Genomic DNA, 21316 nt, shown 5'->3' on the forward strand with positions numbered 1-21316 from the left:
GGTGCTCAGATATTGAGCACCTGAACCTGGCCGTATTCGGTTCCGGGCTCCGCGCGCTGGGGCTCGGGAACCGGAGCCTGCCCCTCCCCCTTCCCGGAGAAATCAAACAGCTGTGGATCCGCCAGATGGGAGGGCGCCACGTTCTGCAGGGCCCGGAACATGTTCTCGATCCGCCCCGGGAAGCGATGGTCCCAGTCGTTGAGCATGTCCTTGACCATCTCCCGCTGCAGGTTCTCCTGGGAACCGCAGAGGTTGCAGGGGATGATGGGATACTCCCTCAGCTCGGCGAAGCGGGCAATGTCCTTCTCACGGCAATAGGCCAGCGGCCGGATCACGGTATTGCGGCCATCATCGCTGAACAGCTTGGGCGGCATGGCCTTGAGCGTGCCCCCGTGGAACATGTTGAGCATCATGGTCTCAAGGATGTCATCCCGGTGGTGGCCCAGGGCGATCTTGGTACAGCCCTGCTCTTCCGCGAAATTGTAGAGAATCCCCCGGCGCAGGCGTGAGCACAGCCCGCAGGCCGTTTTCCCCTCGGGAATCTTCTCCTTCACGATGCTGTAGGTATCCTTCTCCAGAACCTGGAACGGCACTTCAAGCTGCGCCATGTAATCCGGCAGCACATGCTCGGGAAAACCCGGCTGCTTCTGGTCCAGATTCACCGCCATGAGCTCAAAGTTCACCGGCGCCCGGTGGCGCAGGACCATCAGCATGTCCAGCATGGTGTAGGAATCCTTGCCACCACTGAGACAGACCAGGATGCGGTCGCCTTCCTCGATCATGTCGAAATCCGCGATGGCACGCCCGGTCTCGCGCTGCAGTTTCTTCTGCAGGCGTTTGCTTTCGTCGCGCGGATCGGTGGAGGTTTTGTCCAGCATTGATTGGCCCTGGTCAGACTGTGTGGCTGCGGATTATACCGGAGAGTCACGGGCTGCCACCAACCGGGATTTGCATTGCCCGCTCTGGCAACGCATAGTCTGGACATGATGGATTCCACCGCCTCACTGAACCGGACCGGCGAGACCAACGACAGCGCCCTGGAAGCGCTGGTCGGGCGCATCATGGACGCCTGCGAGGCGTTGCTGCGCACCCATCCGGAAGGCATGAGCGAACTGGTGATGCTGCGCACGCTCCAGGGAGAGCCCTGGTATCTTTTCGGGACCATCGACTTCAGCAGCCCGGCGGCCCTCTACCCGGTGCACTTTCTCCTGTTCCACAGCCTCTACCGCCAGCGCGAACGACTGGCGGCCGAGAGCGGGGAAACCATCGACATCAACGCCCTGAACATCCGCATCCGCCCGGCGTACAACGCCGGGCAGCAGGAGGCGGGGCAGCACGATGCGCTGCACGCCTTCTACCGGGACCTGTCCAACCATGACCTGGGCGAGAGCACCATCAACCGCATGCTGGATGACTTCTGGCAGGGCATCACGCGCCCGGCGGATGATGAGCTCGCCCAGGCCTGTCACACCCTGGCGATCGACACGCCACCTGCGGATCTGGCGACGGCACGGCAGGCGTTCCGGCGCCTTGCCATGCGTCATCACCCGGACCGGGGTGGCTCCAATGAGCAGCTCCAGGCCCTGAACCGGGCCATGGCCACCGTTCGACACCACTTCAGAGGACACCCATGAGTCGAGTGACCCCCCTGACCCGTATTGCCGTCACCACAGCCCTGGGCCTGGGCATGGCCTCCGGTGCCCAGGCCGGCGTTGCCACTCTGGCCTATCACCATGTCTCCACGGAGACGCCTCCCTCCACCACGACCTCCCCGTCGCTGTTCCGGGACCAGCTGTCGCTGATCGAGGAGCTCGGCGTGGAGCCGCTGTCACTTACGCCCGAGCGCATCCAGAAGACCCTGGACGGCGCGGATGCGGAAAACCAGCACGTCGCCCTGACCTTTGATGATGCCTACGAGAGCGTCTACACCGAAGCCTGGCCGCTTCTCAGGGAAAAGGGGATTCCACTGACGGTCTTCGTGCTCAGCGGCTCCGTCGGCGACAATGGCTACATGACCTGGGAGCAGCTCCGGGAGATGGCCGAGCACGAGCTGGTAACCATCGGCAACCACAGCCGGGATCACGGCACCATGCTCCAGCGCCCGGATGAGAGTGCGGAAGAACATGCCAAACGCATCGCCCGGGAACTGGACCGGGGCGCTGAACGCATCGAGGAGAAGATCGGCGTCGAAACCGATCTCTATGCCCACCCCTACGGTGAGTTCTCCCAGCCGGTTCTGCAGGCACTGGAAGAACGCGGCTGGTATGGATTCGCGCAGCATTCCGGGGTCATCGGGGAACACTCCCATCCCGGCGCCATGCCGCGTTTTGCCGTGGCGGATGCCTACGGCGGCATCGACACCCTGAAGGACAAGCTCAAGGCCCGTAACTTCCCGGTTGCCAGGGCCGAGCTTCCGGACCCGGTCATCAGTGGCGACAACCCGCCCCTGCTGGACATGACGGTTCCCGAGGGCTGGGACAGCGGCCGGCTGAGCTGCTTTGCCTCCGGCGAGGGCATGATGGAACTGGAATCGGAGACCGTGGCCAATGGCGTGCGCATCCGAACCCGCGCCCAGAACCCCATTGAAGCGCGCCGTTCACGCTACAACTGCACTTACCCGGCCGGGAATGGGCGTTTCTACTGGCTTTCCCAACCCTGGTTCAATCCGGAGGCACCGGAAGGCTGAGGTCAGTCCACCAGCCGCAGTGACAGGCTGCCCACGGGCTCGTGGGTCAGCCTGCGGCGCCTGCCTTCCTCGCCGACCATGGTGCCGGACTCAAGGTCCTCCGGGCGGGTGAACACCACCAGCCAGCGTTCACCGGAATCCGGCTTCAGCGCCAGCCTTGCCTCCATATGCCCATAGCGTCGCCAGGTTTCGGGACTGTATTCCATCACGATGTCGGTCACCATCCGTACAGGACGGAAGCCACCATCAAGAAAAACGGCATTCGGCAGGAAGAAGCCGCCGTCACGGATGAAACTGCGGATACGCAGCAGCGACTGTTCAGGCTCGGGCGGCAGGCGCACCAGGGCGAAACGGCTGGTGCCCGTGGCAAAACGGTACACGTCGGCCGCTTCACCGAGATCAACGGGCAGGGTCCGCTCGGGCTCCAGCTGCAGGTAGTCCAGGCGCGGCAGCGCCCCGCAGCACTGCTGCGCAAACGCATCCAGCCGGGTCTCCGATCCCTCGCCCACACCCAGAATGGCGGCGGCTTCTGAATCCTTCCGGAAGCCGGGCGCGGCTGTGGCGCCGGAGGTCGTCACCCGGGCCTCGGAAGCCCGGACCGGTTCCGGTTCATGCATCACCCGCCCCAGCGCCTCCTCGCCGTAGAGATAGGGCGTATTGTGAACGCGGCCCTGGGCGTCCCGCCAGCTGTAGAAAAGTTCCTCGGTCTCCCTGCTGTTATCCTGATCGCCGGCATCCGGATACTGTTCCAGGTTGAATTCCGGATGGGACGATTCCACTGTCCGCGTTACGTCCGCCTCACCGGAGCCCGTCTTTCCTGTGCTCTCGCCAGAGGTCTCAGGGGCTTCCCCGGAGGCCGGCGTGTAGCGGACCTGTCCCCGCTCATCCACCCAGGCGCGCATCCCCCCTGTGCTCTCATCTCCAGAGCCACTGGCACAGCCGGCGGTCACCAGCACCACCAGAACCAGCAGCGCCGACACCAGCCGGTCAGAAACGGCTGCGGATGGTGAGGTTGGCAAAGGTGATGGTGGTTTCGGTTTTGACATCCAGGCCTGCGTAGGGGTTGTACACAATGTTGGTGATGTTCGTGCAGTTGATATTGCAGCTCGAGTCCGCCGGGATGTCCTGGGTACTCTTCATCTGGCTCAGACTCATATCGATCTGGGTGTGCTTCGACCACTTGTACCCCAGCCCAACGCCATACATTGTGCCATCCCCGATGGGCGAGAAAAGACTTTCCGCCCCTTTGGGGATCACGGTGCTCCGATGCTGGGCCCCCGCCCTCAGATCAAGACGGTCATTCACGTGCAGAGTCGCGCCATAGCCGAGGTTCCACACGTCCGTAAACTCACGGGCGATTTTGAGGCTTGTCGGCGTTGCTTTCTCCGGCGACAGGATGCGCGCCGCGTTCAGGAACTCAAGCTCACGATCAAACTTGAGCTCAAGGTACTTCTGGGACGCGAGATCAACATAATCCATATCCGCATTCAGGGTCAGAAACGGCAGCACCCGCATACTGACCCCGGTGGAGAAATGCTGCGGGTAGCTCTCCTTGATGGAGACATGGCCCTCCTCCTTGGGAACGCCGGAAGGCAGGCTCAGAATCGCGGCGCCGATGGCACCGAGCACGGAGCTGTTCACACTCTGCCAGAACGAGGCCCAGTCCTCGGTGTAGTCGATCTGGAAATCGCCCTTGAGCTTCATATCATCGCCCGAACTGTACTGGGCGCCCCAGGTGAACCAGTCAGTGGGCTCCCAGAGAACGCCCACCTTGTAGCTGGTGGAAAGGCTCTCCTCCGCCCGGAAGTTGACATTGCCGATGTCCTGGAAGGGGCCGATCTTGCCGCCACAAAGAGCCAGCCACGGAGCCAGGGGTTCCTGGGCCTCCTCGTCACAGCCAAAGGCATCCTGAAGCGTGGCCCCCACGCCCACCAGCATGTTCGGGGCCCGGGTCAGCTGGTTCACCTCGATCCCCTGGTGCGAGAAATGGATACCGCCGCCAACGGTCCACTCATCATTGATCTGATAGGAGACCGTTGGTGAAAGGTAGGTGATCCGCTGGATGGCGGCCTGGGTCGGCTGATAGCGGCCCGGGTCATCGTCCTCACGGGAGAAGCCACCGGAGTTCTCGATGAAGGCGGCATTGCCGAACGTAAGCTTCGAGCCCGGGGGCTGGACACTAAACCCGGCATTGAATGGCGCCGCGGGCGCGGCGCTTTCCATCAACCCGATACCGGGGATGTAGTTGGCACCGACGTCGGTACTGCTCTTGCTGTTGGCCACCGGGTCATTCTCCGCGCATTCGATGCCAAAGACATCACAGCCCTCGTCCGGCACCGTGAACTCCGCATCGAACTGCGTCATCGGCATGGCGCCACCCAGTTCCCACTGGCGCCCCTCAAGACGGCTCAGCCCGGCTGGGTTGCGGCGGATGGCCATGATCCCGGGCGGATCCGCGGTAACCGCGTTGCCGAGCGCGGCGGCCTTCGGGTGCACCAGCAGCTGATGGCTGAACTGGGCCTGTGCCCCCAGGGACACGGCCACCAGCGCCAGTGCGCCGAATACACGTGTGCCGACGCCATTCGCTCGCATTACGTCCTGCTCCTTATCGCCCTTGATCCACGCATCAGGATGATTCAGACAGCCCGGAAATATTGATGGGCATGGAGAAGCCGATGGTGAAATCCGGTGCTCCCCTCGTCATACCGAAACCAACACTGGTATTGACGATGGTCTGATCGCTGATCCGCGTACCCAGTGACATATTGATGATGCCCGCCATCTGGGAACTGGCCGTTGCCTCGGTGCCATCGCTGAAGCTCAGAACGGTTTCATCGTTGTAGGTGAGCTGGACCGACAGACTCAGCGATATGTCGTAGGACAGCGAATAGGAGAAGCCACCGGAACCGGACAGCGTGAAGCCGGGGTCCAGCTCCCGCAAAAGCCGGGCACCACGCACCTGCTTGAGATCCTTCACTTTGTGGTTGTAGCGGAGGCTGCCGGAGCCGAACAGAACGACCGGATCCAGCACCTTGGAGACACTGGCACCCCCGCCAATCGAGTAGTAGCCACTGCCGGTGGACAGCTGACGGTTGACGTCGATCTCGTAGGGACTCACGCCGGTCTTGGAGCTCAGCGTCCCGAACAGCGTGGTGGACATGGTGCCCGGCACATGGGGGTTGGGCTGCCAGCGCGCGGTAAAGGAGATATCCCCCACGTCGTTGACGTTCAGATCCTCCTGGGTATCAAACTTTGTGGTCAGGGGAATCCGGGTGCCCAGCGTCAGGTTGTCGTAGAACCCGTAATCATAGGAGAAGGCATTGGTGAAGTTGTGGGTGGCTTCCGGCGTCACATCCAGGTTGCGGACCTGGCTGTTGATGACCTCCAGGTCCAGGTTCTGTGTTCCTGAATAGGAGTAGTCAAAGGAGTAGTTCAATGACTGACGCCCCGCCTGCAGCAGCGAATAGTTCTTCTCCGCCGCCTGGAAGACCTCCTCCAGCTGTTCGGTGGAATCCTCATCCCCTTCCTGCTGGGCAAGCGCCTCCCGGGCCTCATCCACAGTGGCACCATCATCTTCCTGCTGCTGGGCAACGGCGGGCACCGCCAGTGCCGAGAGCACCACGAGACCGGCCGGAAGCCAAAGCACAGAGCGCGTCATAGCGGGTTCCCTGTTTCCAGTTCGATGCATAAAACCACCAATCACCTGTCGTCCGTGAGCCTCACCGGTCACGGAAATAGAGCTGTTTGCGCGTGTTCTCCACGCTGCCGTCCGGGTTGTTCTTGAGCCGCTCGAGTTCATTCTGGATGTCCCACATGAGCGCTTCGTGGAATGCCGGGAACTCCCGGCGTGCCTGCAGGGTCAATGTCTGGTCGTCCACAAAGCGCATGTCCTCTTCCTTCAGGGCCAGGTTGTTCAGGGGCGGTTCCTCGCCCGGAAAAACGATGAACAGGACGTTCTTCGCCCATTTCTCCTGGAATTCATGCAACGTGAATGACAGATTCCCCGCGGCCGGGTCCGCGACGAAAACACGACCCTCACGGATGTCACGCACCACCACGAAATGCTCGAAACCGGCATGGTTGATGGGGACGATGGCCGGATGGTCGAGCTCAGCCAGGTCCGACATCTCCGCTCGGAACCCGCCGGATGGGAACCCGAGCTCGGTGACCAGCCGCTTCATGTCCAGAAGCGAAAAGGCACGACGCTCGACAATGCGCTCACTCTCCCCGTACTGGAGCAGCCCTTCCATGACCTGACGCTCGTTGAGGTTCTGGCCCACGTAATGGCGCAGAATGGTTGTGAGCGAGGCTGCGCCGCAGCTGTAGTCATACTGCTGGCGCACCACGTTGCGGTACTTCTGGGCCTTGAGCGGTTCCACCTGATAGCGGTGGATTAGGGAGTCCGGACTCTCGTTGTAATGCTGCTCATAGATGAAGGCCCCCCTTGGATGGGGCTCCACCTCGACGACTTCCTGCGTCATGGAGAAAGTCAGCAGTGATCCGGCCAGAACGAAAAGCATGAACGCCTGTCCCTTTTAAACCCGACGGAAGACGGTGTCGGAAGGGACCATAGCGAATTTAGGGGAAGCTGAAAGATAACTGGTCCTCAATTCTCAGGGTCTTAAACCGTTGGAATTCGGACCATTCCCGGGCGGGAATCAATTTTGTGACACAGGTGGAAAGGCGATGGAACCGGGTTTGACGACCCGGCTCCATAGGGGGTGGGTCAGTTGCGGTTGATGTCCGCGTCAGCTCTGAGTGACTCGATGTAGGCCTGGTAGGCCATCTGGCCATGACGCCGCCCCAGAGAGGGTCCGAGGTTGGAGGTCATCATGCTGACGGTGGCGGAATCCGGCGGATTGACCGCATCAAGACGGACCAGGGCGACGGCACTGGGCAGATCCACAATCCGGGTGCTGGCACTGCCGTTCTGTGGCGCCGGCATCTCGAAGGCGGCATCCCGCACCACGGCCCGCGCCTGCAGGGAACGCCGGTTGACGCCCTCGAAGGTCTCCCATTCCGCGCCGTTTCCGATCGTCGGCTCCGGCAGCCCGGCATCCGCCGACATATCCGCGGCCATGCCTTCCAGGGATTCCCTCAGCGCCTCGCGGGCCTTCTTCTGGCGCACCAGCTGCGCGACCTCATCACGGACGTCTTCAAAGGACTCCTGTTCGCGTGGGTAGTACTCACGCACGCGGGCCACTACGGAGACACCATCGCCGGTTTCAACCACCTCGGTGTTGAAGCCCTCCTCGCGCACCTCTTCCGTGAACAGCTGCTCGCGCAGCCCTTCATGGTCAAACGGGGCCTGCCCCTGGCCAGGGCGCACGCCATCGCGGGTCTGGATGGAGGCATCAATGAGCTCAGCCGGCGCCTCGAGGTCATACTCGGAATAGGCCATGTCCGCCAGTTCCTCGCTCAGCTCCACATAGCGGCGCTCTGCCCTCTCCCGGGCGATGGTCTCGCGCAGGGACGCCTCCATGCTCTCAAAGGCTGGGGGCTCCTCAGAGCGGGTATCAAGCAGCTTGATGAAATGCTGACCGAAGGAGGTACTGACAGGCCCGACCACCTCACCGGTTTCCTCGATACCGAAGAGCGCCTCGGAGAAGGATTCGTCAAAGTCATTCCGTGAAGAGAAGCCAAGCTTGCCGCCGTCTTCCGCGGTGGCCCCGTCATCGGAGTATTCGGCTGCCAGTTCGGCGAAGGGACGGCCTTCATCAAGACCTTCCTGCACCGCCTCGACAGCGGCCTCAGCGTCCTCCCGCCCCTCACGGATCAGGATATGGGCCGCATTGCGCTGCTCATCAGCCTGCATGGACTCAACGCGTTCACGGTAGCGATCCCGCACCGCCTCTTCCTCAATGTCCGAGGGAGCCACCAGCTCGGAACGATCCAGCGTGATCCAGGCCGCATCCACGGATTCGCTCTGGACAAAGCGCTTCTGGTTGTCCTCATAGAAGCTCCTGAGTTCCTCCTCGGACACCTCCATGGACTCCGCGCGCTCGCCAACAGGCACCTGGAGGACGGAGAAATCACGGGTCTGGGTCAGCAGCGAGGCCACCCGCTCCGTTTCCGAGGGCGCACTGAAGGCACTGCCCTGGATCACGGCCTGGATGACACGGCTCAGGTGATCCTGTTCCAGCATGTTCCGGAACTGGTCCACGGTCATCCCCTGGTTGCGGACCGCCTGTATGAAGCGCTCCTGGCTGAACTCACCGTTGACCCGGAACTGCTCGGCACCGGTGATCATGCGGTCCAGGTCGGCTTCCGAAACCTCGAGCCCGCGAGCGCGGATGTCCTGACCGATCAGCTCGTCCCGTATGAGGGAATCCATGACCTCTTCATTGAGTGCGTCCATATCGATCCGGGATGAGTCCGGGTTGTCCATTTCCTGCAGCCGCTGTTGCCGCCGCATCTGGACCGCACGCTCAAATTCCCGCTCGGTGATGGGTTCGCCGTTGACCGTGGCGATCTCGTTTTCGCCGCTGCCGCCCACGATGGAGTCCAGCCCCCAGATGGACAGGGACAGGATCAGGACCACGATGATGGTCTTGGCGATCATTCCCTGGGCGTTCTCCCGGATGTTCTGAAGCATTCCGCGCTCCCCTGTGTGCCCGCACTTCCACGGGTGACCTGTGTTTAACGTAAAAGGGCGCATCCCTTACGGCATGCGCCCACAGTCTGGCGGAGCGGACGGGACTCGAACCCGCGACCTCCGGCGTGACAGGCCGGCATTCTAACCAGCTGAACTACCGCTCCGTCGATACAGAATGGCGGGATCCGCCGTTACTGGACGGCGTCCTTCAGGGCTTTGCCGGCCTTGAAGCTGGGTACCTTGGAAGCGGCGATCTTGATCTCCTCACCGGTCTGCGGGTTGCGGCCGGTGCGTGCTGCCCGCTCCTTGACGGAGAAGGTCCCGAAACCTACCAGCGTGACCGGATCACCCTGCTTGAGGGAACCGGTGATGGAATCAACCATCGCGTCCAGTGCACGACCTGCTGCGGCCTTGGAAATATCGGCAGAATCTGCGATAGCGTCGATCAGTTCGGACTTATTCACACTAAACCCCTTTTTCTATCTGGTTCCATGTTGGACGTTGTGTTTCTTTTCGGCGCCACTGACTATGGCACACGCCATCGGAGAATTCCATGGCCGCAGGCCGGGACATCCCTCACCCTGCGAGCCCTGACAGGGTGGCCCATGGCTCCGCTGAGAGGCGGATTACGTTATACCAACGGCCTTTAAACAGTGTCAATGACTCCACCCGTCAGTGGGTATTCACCCGTTCGTTACCGTCGGCATCCTCATCACGGCTGCCCGGATGGGCCGGCGCATCCGCGGACAGCGGCTCCGGCTGCCGGGTCAGCGCGATATCGAGCACCTGGTCGATCCATTCCACCGGCCGGATTTCGAGCGATTCCTTGATGTTGTCCGGAATTTCCTTCAGATCGCGCACGTTCTCTTCCGGAATCACCACTGTCTTGATGCCGCCCCGGTGTGCCGCAAGCAGCTTCTCCTTGAGACCGCCGATCATCAGAACGCGGCCACGGAGCGTGATCTCACCGGTCATCGCCACGTCCGCGCGCACCGGAATGCGGGTAAGCGCGGAAATCAGCGCGGTGCACATGCCAATGCCCGCACTCGGACCATCCTTGGGGGTCGCGCCTTCCGGCACGTGGATGTGCAGGTCCTGCTTATCCTGGAAATCCGAGGACAGCCCCAGCCCAGGAGCACGGCTCCGGACCACCGTCAGGGCCGCCTGTATGGATTCCTGCATGACGTCGCCCAGTGAGCCGGTCTTGACCACCTTGCCCTTGCCGGGCGTCACAGCGCACTCCAGGGTCAGCAGCTCGCCACCCACCTGGGTCCACGCCAGGCCCGTGACCTGCCCGATCTGGTTCTCTTCCTCGGCCAGACCGTACTTGTGACGCCGGACACCGGCATAGTGCTCCAGTGTCTCGGGGGTCACCTCCACGGCATGGCGCTCGCCGGCTTCCACGTGCTCACGCACCACCTTGCGGCAGATCTTGGCGACTTCGCGTTCCAGGTTCCGCACACCCGCCTCACGGGTGTAATACCGGATGATGGCCTGCAGTGTCTCCTCGGGCAGACTCAACTCTTCTTCCTTCAGCCCGTTGGCCTTGAGCTGCTTCGGCAGCAGGTAGCGGCGGGCGATATTGACCTTCTCATCCTCGGTATAACCGGGAATGCGGATGATCTCCATCCGGTCCAGCAGGGCATCCGGGATGTTCATGGAGTTCGACGTGCATACGAACATCGTATCCGACAGATCGTATTCGAGCTCCAGGTAGTGGTCACTGAAGGTGTGGTTCTGTTCCGGGTCCAGGACTTCCAGCAGCGCCGAGGACGGATCACCGCGATGGTCCATGCCCATCTTGTCCACCTCGTCCAGCAGGAAGAGCGGGTTCTTCACACCCACCTTGGACAGACGCTGGATGATCTTGCCGGGCAGCGCCCCGATGTAGGTGCGGCGGTGGCCACGGATCTCGGCCTCATCCCGCACGCCACCCAGCGCCATCCGGGTGTACTTGCGATTGGTCGCGCGCGCGATGGACTGCCCCAGTGACGTCTTGCCCACACCGGGCGGGCCCACGAGGCACAGGACCGGCCCTTTCACCTTGCGGACACGGCTCTGCACCGCGAGGTACTCGAGAATGCGCTCCTTGACCTCATCCAGACCGTAGTGATCTTCATCCAGAATGCGACGCGCACGGTCGATATCGTGGCGCACACGGCTGCGCTTTTTCCACGGAATGGCCAGCATCCAGTCAATGAAGCCCCTGACGACGGTCGCTTCCGCGGACATGGGCGACATCATCTTGAGCTTGTTGAGCTCCTGCTCGGCTTTCTCCCGGGCCTCCTTGGGCATGCCGGAAGACTCGATCTTCTGCTCGAGCTCCTCAAAATCCTGGCCGCTGCCGTCGCCGAGCTGACCCATCTCCTTCTGGATGGCTTTCATCTGCTCGTTCAGGTAGTACTCGCGCTGGCTGCGCTCCATCTGCTTCTTGACGCGGCCACGGATGCGCTTTTCCACCTCGATCAGGTCAATCTCGCTGTCGAGCTTGCCCAGCAGCTGCTCAATGCGATGGCGCAGGTCAAGGGTTTCAAGCAGCTCCTGCTTCTCGGCCACCTTGAGCTCCAGATGGGAGGCCATGGTGTCCGCCAGGCGGTCCAGTTCCTCAATGCCCTGCAGGGAGTTGCTGACCTCGTTGGGCACTTTCTTGGACATGCGCGCGAATTTCTCGAACTCCTCCATCAGGGTCCGGACGAACACCTCTTCCTCGCGCGCCTCAACCCCGGTCTCCGGGAGCTGGCGGCAGCTGGTGGTCACATACTGGTCATCGCCACCCAGCTCGTCCACGGACGCCCGCGCATGGCCCTCAACCAGGACCTTGACGGTCCCGTCGGGCAGCCTGAGCATCTGCAGCACCGTGGCGATGGTGCCGATGCCATAGAGGTCATTGCGGCCGGGATCATCCGTCTCCGCATCCCTCTGGGCGACCAGCAGGATCTGCTTGTCGTTCTCCATGGCGGCTTCAAGGGCATTGATGGACTTCTCCCGCCCGACGAAGAGCGGAACCACCATGTGCGGAAACACCACCACATCACGCAGGGGCAACATGGGGAGTTCAAAAGGGGTATGGCCCTGGGGCTGCTCTGTCATGGTCTGACCTCTGAACTGGGGAAGTGGGCGACGTCGGGATACTGAGAGTGGGCACAGTCCCGTTTCGCTGACTCTCTAGAGAATGGGGGTTAAGAGGGGCGGCTTCAACCCGCCTGCCAGCCGGAAACTGACAGACGGGCTGAAAACAGGGATACCGGAATCAGTCCTCCGGAACCGCGCGGGCGGTTTCATTGTTGGCGTAGATCTTGATCGGGTCGGATTCCCCGTTGACCACACCTTCATCAATCACAACCTTGCACACGTCCGGCTCGGAGGGGATCTCATACATGGTATCCAGAAGGATGCCTTCCATGATGGAGCGCAGCCCCCGGGCACCGGTGTTGCGTTCCATGGCCTTGCGGGCCACCGCACGCAGCGCGTCCTCGCGGAAATCCAGCTCTACGTCCTCGATCTCGAACAGCTGCTGATACTGCTTGGTCAGCGCGTTCTTGGGCTGGGTCAGGATCTCGATGAGGGCGTCCTCGTCCAGCTCCGTGAGGGTCGCCACAACGGGCAGACGGCCCACGAACTCGGGAATCAGGCCGTAGCTCACCAGATCCTGGGTCTCAATGTGCTTCAGGATCTCGGAGGTGCTCTTGCTATCAGACTGACCGACCACCTGGGCCGCGAAACCGATGCTGGTCTTCTCGGAACGCTCCCGGATCACCTTGTCCAGCCCCGAGAAGGCACCACCACAGATGAACAGCATGCCCGCGGTGTCCACCTGCAAAAACTCCTGCTGCGGATGCTTGCGGCCACCCTGGGGCGGCACGGATGCGACCGTGCCCTCAATCAGCTTGAGCAGGGCCTGCTGCACGCCCTCACCCGAGACGTCACGGGTAATGGAGGGGTTGTCCGACTTGCGCGAGACCTTGTCAATCTCGTCAATGTAGACAATGCCGCGCTGGGCCTTGTCCACATCGTAGTCGCACTTCTGGAGCAGCTTCTGGATGATGTTCTCAACGTCCTCACCCACATAGCCGGCCTCGGTCAGCGTGGTGGCGTCGGCAATGGTGAACGGAACGTTCAGCATGCGTGCCAGTGTCTCCGCCAGCAGCGTCTTGCCGCTGCCCGTGGGGCCGATCAGCAGGATGTTGCTCTTGCCGAGTTCCACTTCCGGGCGCTTCTCACCGAAACGCAGACGCTTGTAGTGGTTATACACGGCCACGGACAGCACCACCTTGGCGCGATCCTGACCGATCACGTACTCGTCCAGCGTTTCCTTGATCTCGTGGGGAGAGGGCAGACGGTCGCTCGGCTCTTCCTCGGTGGTCTCCTGGATTTCCTCGCGGATGATGTCGTTGCAAAGATCCACGCATTCATCGCAGATGAACACCGACGGGCCCGCGATCAGTTTGCGGACCTCATGCTGGCTCTTGCCGCAGAAGGAACAGTACAGCAGCTTGCCGTTATCGTCGCCTCTGCCGCTACCTTTCTCTGCCATTGGATTACCTCTGTTCTGGTTCCGGCCGCCTTGCGTTGACCGTGTGCCACGGTCGAGCGACAGAAATCGGGATTGATACCAGTATTAGGTATTCCCCGAGCGTTTATCAAGTACGGCATCAACGAGGCCATACTCCGCTGACTCCGCAGCGTCCATGAAGTTGTCCCGGTCCGTGTCCTGGGCGATCTGTTCATAGCTCTGGCCGGTGTGCTCCGCCAGGATGCTGTTCAGACGCTCCTTGGTCTTCAGGATCTCGCGGGTGTGGATCTCAATGTCCGAGGCCTGACCCTGGAAACCGCCCAGCGGCTGGTGGATCATGACCTTCGAATTGGGCAGGCAGTAGCGCTTGCCCTGCGCGCCCGCTGCCAGCAGCAGAGCGCCCATGGACGCCGCCTGGCCCACGCAGAGCGTGGAGACATCGGACTTGATGAACTGCATGGTGTCATAGATCGCCATGCCGGCAGTCACTGCCCCACCCGGCGAGTTGATGTAGAAATGGATGTCCTTGTCCGGATTCTCGGACTCCAGGAACAGCAGCTGCGCAACAATCAGGTTGGCCGTATGGTCATCCACCGGCCCTACCAGAAAGATCACGCGCTCCTTGAGCAGCCGGGAGAAGATGTCGAAGGACCGTTCACCCCGGGCGGTCTGCTCGATCACCATCGGGATCAGACCGGAGTTGGTGACGTCGCTCGCGCCGTCGGATATCTGCTGTGTCATGGGTATTGTCGTCTCCCGGTTGTTGCCTGTATGGCGGGTTTCAGAACCCCAATTGTAGACGAGCTGGCCGGGTTTTCACCCCCGGAGCCTCACGCACCCTGCTGGGGCGGCTTCACAGCATCCTCATACTTGTATTTCTTCTGCTTGACCTTGGCATTTTCAAGGACGTGATCCACAACCTGATCCTCAAGCACCGAGGATTCAATCTGCTGCTTTTCTTCCGGATTGTTGTTGTAGTACTCGACCACTTCATCCGGATCCTGATAGGTGGAGGCGATCTCGCGGATCTTCTCATCAACCCGCTCGCTGTCCACCTCAAGATTCGCGTCCTGCACCAGCTGCTGGAACAGCAGGCCGGTCTTGATACGGCGCTGGGCCTGATCCTGGAACAGATCGGAAGGCAGCTGTGACGGATCCATCTGGCCACCGAACTGCTGTACCGCCTCCTGCTTCATGCGCTCGATCTCCTGATCGACCATGCCCTGGGGTACTTCCAGCTCTGTAACCTCGAGAAGGCCGTCAATGACCTGCTGCTTGATGCGGTTCTGGATGCCGTTCTTGAGCTCGCGCTCCATGTTCTTGCGCACTTCCTCGCGGAACTCCTCCTCGGTCTCGGCTTCAACGCCGAACTGCTCGAAGAATTCCTTCTCGAGGGCCGGCAGCTGCGGTTCCTCAACCTTCTTGACCGTCACCTGGAACTGCGCCTGCTTACCCGCCAGTTCCTCGTTCTGGTAATCCTCCGGGAAGGTCACATCAAGGGTATGCTCCTCACCGGTCTTGGCGCCCACCAGCTGGTCCTCAAAACCGGCGATCATCTGGCCGTCCCCGAGAGTCAGCTGCTGGTCTTCGCCGCTGCCGCCCTCGAATTCCTCACCGTCGATGGTGCCGGTGAAGTCGATGGTCATGACGTCCTTCTTCTTGGCCTTGCGCTTGACCTCTTTATAGGTCGCCTGCTGGCGGCGCAGGTTGTCGATCATCTTGTTGATGTCCTTGTCCTGTACTTCGGACCAGGGCTTCTCAACACTGATCTGGCTCAGGTCGCCCACCTGGATCTCGGGCATGACCTCGAAAACGGCAACAAATTCAAAGTCCTTGCCTTCCTCCACGGTCTGGGGCTCAAACCGCGGCTGGCTCGCCGGCTGTACGTCCTGCTCCTGGATCGCCTCCATCCAGGCATTACGCATCACTTCGCCGAGAACTTCCTGGCGTACGCCCTGGCCAAAGCGCTTGCGCACGACCTTCATGGGGACCTTGCCCGGACGGAAACCGTTGAGACGAACCTGTTTCGCGGCTTCGCGCAGGCGTTCATCGACCTGCTGCTCAACTTCCTCCGCGGGCACGCCAATCGTCATGCGACGCTCAATGTTGGACGTCGATTCAAGGGAGACTTGCATGGAATATCCTCAGTTATTGCCGTTCCGATTCAATGTAAAGCCGGGGATCATAGAAATGTGAACGCGACTTGGCAAGGCCGCAGCTTTCGGGGCGCTGATTCTATCACGTTCTGACCGCGCACTCCGATAGGGAAAGATCCGGGAAAGGGATAGAAGTGGTGCGAAAGGAGAGACTCGAACTCTCACGGGTTGCCCCACTGGAACCTAAATCCAGCGCGTCTACCAGTTCCGCCACTTTCGCCCATAAAAAAAGAGGTCAGCCCTGATGGCCGGAAATAGAAAAATGGGGTGGACGAAGGGGATCGAACCCTCGACCGCAGGAGTCACAATCCTGAGCTCTACCAACTGAGCTACGTCCACCACAGAAGGCCGGCATTCTACCGTACCTGAAAGACTTCACCAAACGCCGTCTACCAGAGGTTGGCGCGCCCGGCAGGACTTGAACCTGCGACCTACGGCTTAGAAGGCCGTTGCTCTATCCAGCTGAGCTACGGGCGCACATTCATCCGCCCAAAACGGCCTGCACCAGTGAGTGCAATGTTTGGTCGGGGTAGAGAGATTTGAACTCCCGACATCCTGCTCCCAAAGCAGGCGCGCTACCAGACTGCGCTATACCCCGAAAAACTCACCCACGCCGGCTCTCAGCGAAGTTGGAGCGAATCATACCGGGGGCTGTGAACAGCGTCAACATGATTGGCGGCTGAGCGTAAAACTGCGACAATGCCGCTTTTCCCGAACCACCGTCACAAGGCCCTTACATGACAGCGCAGATCATTGACGGCAAGGCCATCGCCCTGGATCTCCGCCACTCCGTTGCGGAAAAAGTAAGCCAGCGGATCAGCCAGGGCCTCCGGCCGCCGGGTCTGGGTGTTGTGCTGGTGGGCAGCGATCCCGCGTCCAACCTCTATGTGAAGCGCAAACGCGAAGCCTGTGACGCCGCCGGCCTGCATACCGAAGATCACCATCTGCCGGCGGAAACCACCCAGGACGAACTGAACCAGCTGGTGGACCGGATGAACGAGGATCCGAACATCGACGGCATCCTCGTCCAGCTGCCGCTGCCCGAACACATGAACCCGGACGAGATCCTGCTGCGGATCCGCCCGGACAAGGATGTGGATGGCTTCCATCCCTACAACCTGGGCCGCCTGACCCAGCGCCATCCGGAACTGCGCCCCTGCACACCGGCCGGCATCATCCACCTGCTTGACCATATCGGCACGCCCTACAAGGGCCAGCACGCGGTCATCGTGGGTGCCTCCAACATCGTCGGCCGCCCTCTTTCCATGGAACTGCTGCTCAAGGGCGCCACCGTTACCGTAGCGCACCGATTCACCGGTGACCTGCCCCGCTTCGTGGCCGATGCGGACCTGCTCATTGCCGCCGCCGGTAAACCGGGCCTGGTTCACGGCGAGTGGGTCAAGAAAGGTGCGACGGTCATCGACGTGGGCATCAACCGCAACGAGGTAGGCAAGCTGATCGGTGACGTGGAATTTGCCCCGGCTGCCGAGCGCGCTGCCTGGATCACCCCGGTGCCCGGCGGCGTGGGCCCCATGACCATCGCCATGCTGCTGCAGAACACCCTGGAGGCCGCGGAGCGCCACGGCTGATCCCCCAGACAGCGCCCGCCGCCTTCCTGCCGCCCACAAAAAACCCCGCCGAAGCGGGGTCTTATGCCAGTCAGTTCAACGCTTGTATCACTGACCGTATTTGGCTTTTGCCTTGCGGCGATATGCGTGCAGCAGAGGCTCGGTGTAACCGCTGGGCTGCTCACGGCCCTTGAAGATCAGGTCACAGGCCGCCTGGAAAGCCACGTTGCCCTCGAAATCATCCGCCATCGGGATGTAGTTCGGGTCGCCTTCGTTCTGGCGGTCCACAACCTTCGCCATGCGCTTGAGCGTCTCCATCACCTGCTCTTCCGTGCAGATGCCGTGATACAGCCAGTTGCACAGCAGCTGGGACGCGATCCGCAGCGTGGCGCGGTCCTCCATCAGGCCGACATCATTGATGTCCGGCACCTTGGAGCAACCCACACCTTCCTCGATCCAGCGCACCACATAGCCGAGGATACCCTGGGCGTTATTGTCCAGCTCCTGCTTGATCTCTTCCTGGCTCAGCGAGGACGGATCCTTCATCAGCGGCACGGTCAGGATGTTGTCCAGCCTGGCGCGCTCACGCTTGCTCAGCTCTCCCTGAACATCCATCACGTTCACCTGGTGGTAGTGAATGGCGTGCAGGGTCGCTGCCGTCGGTGACGGTACCCAGGCCGTGTTGGCGCCCGCCTTCGGGTGGCTGATCTTGGCGTCCATCATCGCGGCCAGCTTGTCCGGCATGGGCCACATGCCCTTGCCGATCTGGGCGCGGCCCTTGAGGCCGGTTTCGAGGCCGATGTCCACGTTCCAGTCCTCGTAGCTGGTCATCCAGGGCGCCTGCTTCATCTCGCCCTTACGGAGCACCGGCCCGGCTTCCATGCTGGTGTGGATCTCGTCGCCGGTGCGGTCCAGGAAGCCGGTATTGATGAAGATGATCCGGTCCTTCGCCTGGCGGATGCACTCCTTGAGATTGACCGTGGTGCGGCGCTCCTCGTCCATCACGCCCACCTTGAGGGTATTACGCTTCATGCCCAGCGCATCCTCGACCCGGCCGAAGAGCTCGTTGGTGAAGGCGACCTCATCCGGGCCGTGCATCTTGGGCTTCACGATGTAGACACTGCCGGTCCGGCTGTTGCCCAGACGGGTGTTGCCCTTGATGTCATGGATGGCGATCAGGGAGGTGATCACGCCGTCCATGATGCCTTCCGGCACCTCGTTGCCGTCCACATCCAGGATGGCATCGTTGGTCATCAGGTGGCCGACATTACGCACCAGCATCAGGCTGCGGCCGTGCAGGCTCATGGGCTTGCCACTGGCATCCAGGTACTCACGGTCGCCGGCCATGCTCCGGGTGACGGTCTTGCCGCCCTTCTCGAAGCTCTCCTCCAGGTTGCCCTGCATCAGGCCAAGCCAGTTGCGGTAGACGCCGGTCTTGTCCTCAGCGTCCACGGCTGCTACGGAGTCCTCGCAGTCCATGATCGTGGTCAGCGCGGATTCCATGAGCACGTCCTTGACGTGCGCCGCGTCGTCCTTGCCAATCGGGTGGCTGGCGTCAACCTGGATCTCGAAGTGCACGCCGTTGCGCACCAGCAGGATGCCTTCCGGCTCGCCTTCAGAGCCCTTGTAGCCCACGAACTGGGCCGGATCCTTCAGGCCGGCCTCGCTGCCACTGTTCAGGCTCACTTTCAGCTGCCCACCATCAATCCGGTAGCCTGTGGCGTCCGCATGGCTGCCGCTGGCCAGCGGTGCGGACTCATCAAGCATGGCGCGGGCGTAGGCGATAACCTTCTCGCCACGCACCGGGTTGTAACCCGGGCCCTTGGTGGCGCCACCTTCCTCGGAGATGATGTCGGAACCGTAGAGGGCGTCGTAGAGACTGCCCCAGCGCGCATTGGCGGCGTTCAGCGCGAAGCGTGCGTTGGAGATCGGTACCACCAGCTGAGGACCAGCCACCTGGGCGATCTCTTTATCCACATTCTCCGTGGTTGCGGTGAAGTCTTCGCCTTCCGGCTTGAGGTAGCCGATGTCCTTGAGGAAGGTCTTGTACTCGTTCAGGTCGATGGACTGGCCCTGGTGCTCGCGGTACCAGTCGTCCAGCTTCTCCTGCAGTTCATCGCGGACCTTGAGCAGTTCACGGTTGCGCGGCGCCATGTCCGCCACGATGCGGCCGAACTCGTTCCAGAACTGGTCGGCGTCCACACCGGTTCCCGGCAGGGCTTCGTTGTTGACAAAGTCGTACAGGATTCGGGCGACCTGCAGGCCGCCTGCATTCACGCGTTCTGTCATCTTTGTGCCTCAGATTGCTGTTTTTAAGACGTTTTTATGCGGAACAACCGGACCGGAAAGCGCAGGCCCGGCGACCACGTATTCTGGGTGTGCGTATTCTAAGCCAAACCCACCGCAAAAGGACAGGCGCCCTACTCCCGGCGCCAGGTCGTGCCTTCGCGGCTGTCCTCAAGGACGATCCCCTGTTCGAGAAGCTCATCCCGGATGCGGTCGGCCTCGGCAAAGTCCTTCGCTTTCTTGGCCCGGGAACGCGCTTCAATCAGTTCCTCGATGCGCTCTGGTGTGAGATCCCCGGTGCCGCCCTGGAGAAAGTCGGAGGGCGCCCGCTCCAGCACGCCAAGCACGGCGCCAAGCCGTTTCAGAACCCCGGCCAGCCGGGCCGCTTCCGCTTCATCCCCGTTGCGCCGCGCCCGGTTCAGTTCGCCCGTCAGGGCATGCAGCTCGGCTGTGGCCTCAACGGTATTGAAGTCATCGTCCATGGCTTCCATGAAGCGGCTGTCGTACTCCGTCTCCGCCGGATCCGTCTCGGGCTCGATGCCATCCAGAGCCTGGTAGAACTTCATCAGTGCGCCCTTGGCTTCCGCCAGGCTGTCCGGGGTGTAGTCGATCTGGCTGCGGTAGTGGCTGGCGATCAGGAAGTAGCGCACCACTTCCGGATCGTGTTCCTGGAGAATATCCCGGATGGTGAAGAAGTTACCCAGGGATTTTGACATCTTTTCGTGGTTCACCCGCACGGCCCCGGCGTGCATCCAGTAGTTCACGAATGGCTGCTCATGGGCGCACTCGGACTGGGCGATCTCGTTCTCGTGGTGCGGGAACATGAGGTCCGGGCCGCCGCCGTGGATGTCGAAGGTCCGCCCCAGGTGTGAGCGGGACATGGCCGAGCACTCGATGTGCCAGCCAGGGCGCCCCTCACCCCAGGGCGAGGGCCAGCTGACCTCACCGGGTTTGGCGGCCTTCCACAGGACGAAATCCGCCGGGCTGGCCTTGGCCTCGACCACGTCCACCCGGGCGCCGGCCACCAGGTCCTCAAGCTTCTTGCGGCTGAGCTTGCCGTAGCCGTCGAAACTGGACACGGCGAAATACACATCGCCGTTGTCGCCCTGGTAGGCGTGGCCCTTCTCAACCAGGGTCTCGATCATGGCCACCATCTCATCAATGGTCTCGGTGGCCCTGGGCTCCTCGGTAGGGCGCAGCACGCCGAGGGCTCCCTCGTCCTCGTGCATGGCGGCAATCATACGGTCGGTCAGTGCCCGGAAGTCCTCACCGTTCTCCCGCGCGCGATCCAGGATCTTGTCGTCAATGTCGGTGATGTTGCGCACGTAGTGCACGTCGTAACCGCGGTGGCGCAGGTAGCGCGTTACCACGTCGAACGCCACCAGCACCCGCGCGTGGCCAAGATGACAGTAATCGTACACCGTCATTCCGCAGACGTAGATGCCGACCTTTCCCTCCGCGATGGGCTGGAAGGTTTCCTTGCGACGGCTGAGCGTACTGTAGAGCTGGATC

General features: G+C 61.7%; 16 protein-coding genes and 5 tRNA genes. 3 read left to right on the forward strand and 18 right to left on the reverse strand.

Annotated features, from left to right (window positions below; translation table 11 throughout):
• Positions 1-5 precede the first annotated feature (5 nt).
• A complete protein-coding gene (ttcA, locus tag CK501_RS06920; RefSeq protein ID WP_095617001.1) occupies positions 6-878 on the reverse strand; it encodes a tRNA 2-thiocytidine(32) synthetase TtcA in 873 nt (290 codons plus the stop codon).
• Positions 879-983: 105 nt separating this feature from the next.
• Between ttcA and CK501_RS06925 the strand changes: the two genes are divergently transcribed.
• Together CK501_RS06925 and CK501_RS06930 are read left to right on the forward strand one after the other, a co-directional pair.
• Entirely contained in the window at positions 984-1634 is a 651-nt protein-coding gene (locus CK501_RS06925; protein ID WP_095617002.1) for a DNA-J related domain-containing protein, read from the forward strand.
• Positions 1631-2686: a polysaccharide deacetylase family protein gene (locus CK501_RS06930; RefSeq protein ID WP_095617003.1), complete on the forward strand. Its 1056-nt coding sequence runs from the start codon at positions 1631-1633 to the stop codon at positions 2684-2686. The genes CK501_RS06925 and CK501_RS06930 overlap by 4 nt, the downstream gene beginning before the upstream one ends.
• A 2-nt stretch (positions 2687-2688) precedes the next feature.
• Here CK501_RS06930 and CK501_RS06935 read toward each other — a convergent pair whose 3' ends face one another.
• The 15 genes from CK501_RS06935 to CK501_RS07005 all read right to left on the reverse strand — a co-directional run bounded on the left by CK501_RS06935 (position 2689) and on the right by CK501_RS07005 (position 16548).
• Complete coding sequence (locus CK501_RS06935; RefSeq protein WP_158223072.1) at positions 2689-3666, reverse strand: MalM family protein; 978 nt, start codon at positions 3664-3666, stop codon at positions 2689-2691.
• A gap of 7 nt (positions 3667-3673) precedes the next feature.
• On the reverse strand, positions 3674-5278 hold the full coding sequence (locus CK501_RS06940; protein ID WP_095617005.1) for an OmpP1/FadL family transporter: 1605 nt from the start codon (positions 5276-5278) through the stop codon (positions 3674-3676).
• Between the two features lie 34 nt (positions 5279-5312).
• Positions 5313-6344 (reverse strand): flagellar protein FilC, encoded by a 1032-nt coding sequence (locus tag CK501_RS06945; RefSeq protein WP_095617006.1) that lies wholly within the window; start codon positions 6342-6344, stop codon positions 5313-5315.
• 61 nt (positions 6345-6405) lie between these two features.
• Entirely contained in the window at positions 6406-7206 is an 801-nt protein-coding gene (locus tag CK501_RS06950; RefSeq protein WP_095617007.1) for a C39 family peptidase, read from the reverse strand.
• Between the two features lie 206 nt (positions 7207-7412).
• Positions 7413-9281, reverse strand: a complete 1869-nt coding sequence (locus CK501_RS06955) for a SurA N-terminal domain-containing protein (protein WP_158223073.1) — start codon at positions 9279-9281, stop codon at positions 7413-7415.
• Between the two features lie 87 nt (positions 9282-9368).
• A tRNA-Asp gene (locus CK501_RS06960) sits at positions 9369-9445 on the reverse strand.
• A 27-nt stretch (positions 9446-9472) separates the two neighbouring features.
• Positions 9473-9745, reverse strand: a complete 273-nt coding sequence (gene hupB, locus CK501_RS06965) for a nucleoid-associated protein HU-beta (RefSeq protein WP_095617009.1) — start codon at positions 9743-9745, stop codon at positions 9473-9475.
• A 208-nt stretch (positions 9746-9953) separates the two neighbouring features.
• Positions 9954-12371, reverse strand: coding sequence for an endopeptidase La (lon, locus tag CK501_RS06970; protein ID WP_095617010.1), 2418 nt, complete (start codon positions 12369-12371; stop codon positions 9954-9956).
• 160 nt (positions 12372-12531) lie between these two features.
• Complete coding sequence (gene clpX, locus CK501_RS06975; RefSeq protein ID WP_077531515.1) at positions 12532-13815, reverse strand: ATP-dependent Clp protease ATP-binding subunit ClpX; 1284 nt, start codon at positions 13813-13815, stop codon at positions 12532-12534.
• A gap of 84 nt (positions 13816-13899) precedes the next feature.
• The gene (gene clpP / locus CK501_RS06980) at positions 13900-14535 is read right to left on the reverse strand and encodes an ATP-dependent Clp endopeptidase proteolytic subunit ClpP (protein WP_095617011.1); all 636 of its coding nucleotides are present in this window, start codon (positions 14533-14535) and stop codon (positions 13900-13902) included.
• An 89-nt stretch (positions 14536-14624) separates the two neighbouring features.
• Positions 14625-15929 (reverse strand): trigger factor, encoded by a 1305-nt coding sequence (gene tig, locus CK501_RS06985; protein WP_095617012.1) that lies wholly within the window; start codon positions 15927-15929, stop codon positions 14625-14627.
• Between the two features lie 156 nt (positions 15930-16085).
• A tRNA-Leu gene (locus CK501_RS06990) sits at positions 16086-16170 on the reverse strand.
• A 43-nt stretch (positions 16171-16213) separates the two neighbouring features.
• Positions 16214-16289: transfer RNA gene (locus CK501_RS06995), tRNA-His, on the reverse strand.
• 61 nt (positions 16290-16350) lie between these two features.
• Positions 16351-16427: transfer RNA gene (locus tag CK501_RS07000), tRNA-Arg, on the reverse strand.
• Positions 16428-16471: 44 nt separating this feature from the next.
• Positions 16472-16548: transfer RNA gene (locus CK501_RS07005), tRNA-Pro, on the reverse strand.
• A 139-nt stretch (positions 16549-16687) separates the two neighbouring features.
• On the opposite strand from CK501_RS07005, the gene folD reads away from it, so the two are divergent.
• The gene (gene folD / locus CK501_RS07010) at positions 16688-17539 is read left to right on the forward strand and encodes a bifunctional methylenetetrahydrofolate dehydrogenase/methenyltetrahydrofolate cyclohydrolase FolD (RefSeq protein ID WP_095617013.1); all 852 of its coding nucleotides are present in this window, start codon (positions 16688-16690) and stop codon (positions 17537-17539) included.
• 87 nt (positions 17540-17626) lie between these two features.
• On the opposite strand, the gene CK501_RS07015 is transcribed toward folD, so the two are convergent.
• Both CK501_RS07015 and cysS read right to left on the reverse strand, forming a co-directional pair.
• Complete coding sequence (locus tag CK501_RS07015; protein ID WP_095617014.1) at positions 17627-19807, reverse strand: malate synthase G; 2181 nt, start codon at positions 19805-19807, stop codon at positions 17627-17629.
• Positions 19808-19938: 131 nt separating this feature from the next.
• Positions 19939-21315 (reverse strand): cysteine--tRNA ligase, encoded by a 1377-nt coding sequence (gene cysS, locus CK501_RS07020; RefSeq protein WP_198949432.1) that lies wholly within the window; start codon positions 21313-21315, stop codon positions 19939-19941.
• Position 21316: the final 1 nt, after the last annotated feature.

The organism is Halovibrio salipaludis (assembly GCF_002286965.1).
GTDB lineage: Bacteria > Pseudomonadota > Gammaproteobacteria > Pseudomonadales > Oleiphilaceae > Halospina > Halospina salipaludis.

Excerpts from the sequence above, each read along its gene's own strand:
- CK501_RS07015 (WP_095617014.1), bottom strand. The coding sequence starts at position 19,807 with ATGACAGAACGCGTGAATGCAGGCGGCCTGCAGGTCGCCCGAATCCTG.
- CK501_RS06950 (WP_095617007.1), bottom strand. The coding sequence starts at position 7,206 with ATGCTTTTCGTTCTGGCCGGATCACTGCTGACTTTCTCCATGACGCAG.
- tig (WP_095617012.1), bottom strand. The coding sequence starts at position 15,929 with ATGCAAGTCTCCCTTGAATCGACGTCCAACATTGAGCGTCGCATGACG.
- clpP (WP_095617011.1), bottom strand. The coding sequence starts at position 14,535 with ATGACACAGCAGATATCCGACGGCGCGAGCGACGTCACCAACTCCGGT.
- clpX (WP_077531515.1), bottom strand. The coding sequence starts at position 13,815 with ATGGCAGAGAAAGGTAGCGGCAGAGGCGACGATAACGGCAAGCTGCTG.
- CK501_RS06925 (WP_095617002.1), top strand. The coding sequence starts at position 984 with ATGATGGATTCCACCGCCTCACTGAACCGGACCGGCGAGACCAACGAC.
- ttcA (WP_095617001.1), bottom strand. The coding sequence starts at position 878 with ATGCTGGACAAAACCTCCACCGATCCGCGCGACGAAAGCAAACGCCTG.
- CK501_RS06940 (WP_095617005.1), bottom strand. The coding sequence starts at position 5,278 with ATGCGAGCGAATGGCGTCGGCACACGTGTATTCGGCGCACTGGCGCTG.
- CK501_RS06955 (WP_158223073.1), bottom strand. The coding sequence starts at position 9,281 with ATGCTTCAGAACATCCGGGAGAACGCCCAGGGAATGATCGCCAAGACC.
- lon (WP_095617010.1), bottom strand. The coding sequence starts at position 12,371 with ATGACAGAGCAGCCCCAGGGCCATACCCCTTTTGAACTCCCCATGTTG.
- folD (WP_095617013.1), top strand. The coding sequence starts at position 16,688 with ATGACAGCGCAGATCATTGACGGCAAGGCCATCGCCCTGGATCTCCGC.
- CK501_RS06945 (WP_095617006.1), bottom strand. The coding sequence starts at position 6,344 with ATGACGCGCTCTGTGCTTTGGCTTCCGGCCGGTCTCGTGGTGCTCTCG.
- CK501_RS06930 (WP_095617003.1), top strand. The coding sequence starts at position 1,631 with ATGAGTCGAGTGACCCCCCTGACCCGTATTGCCGTCACCACAGCCCTG.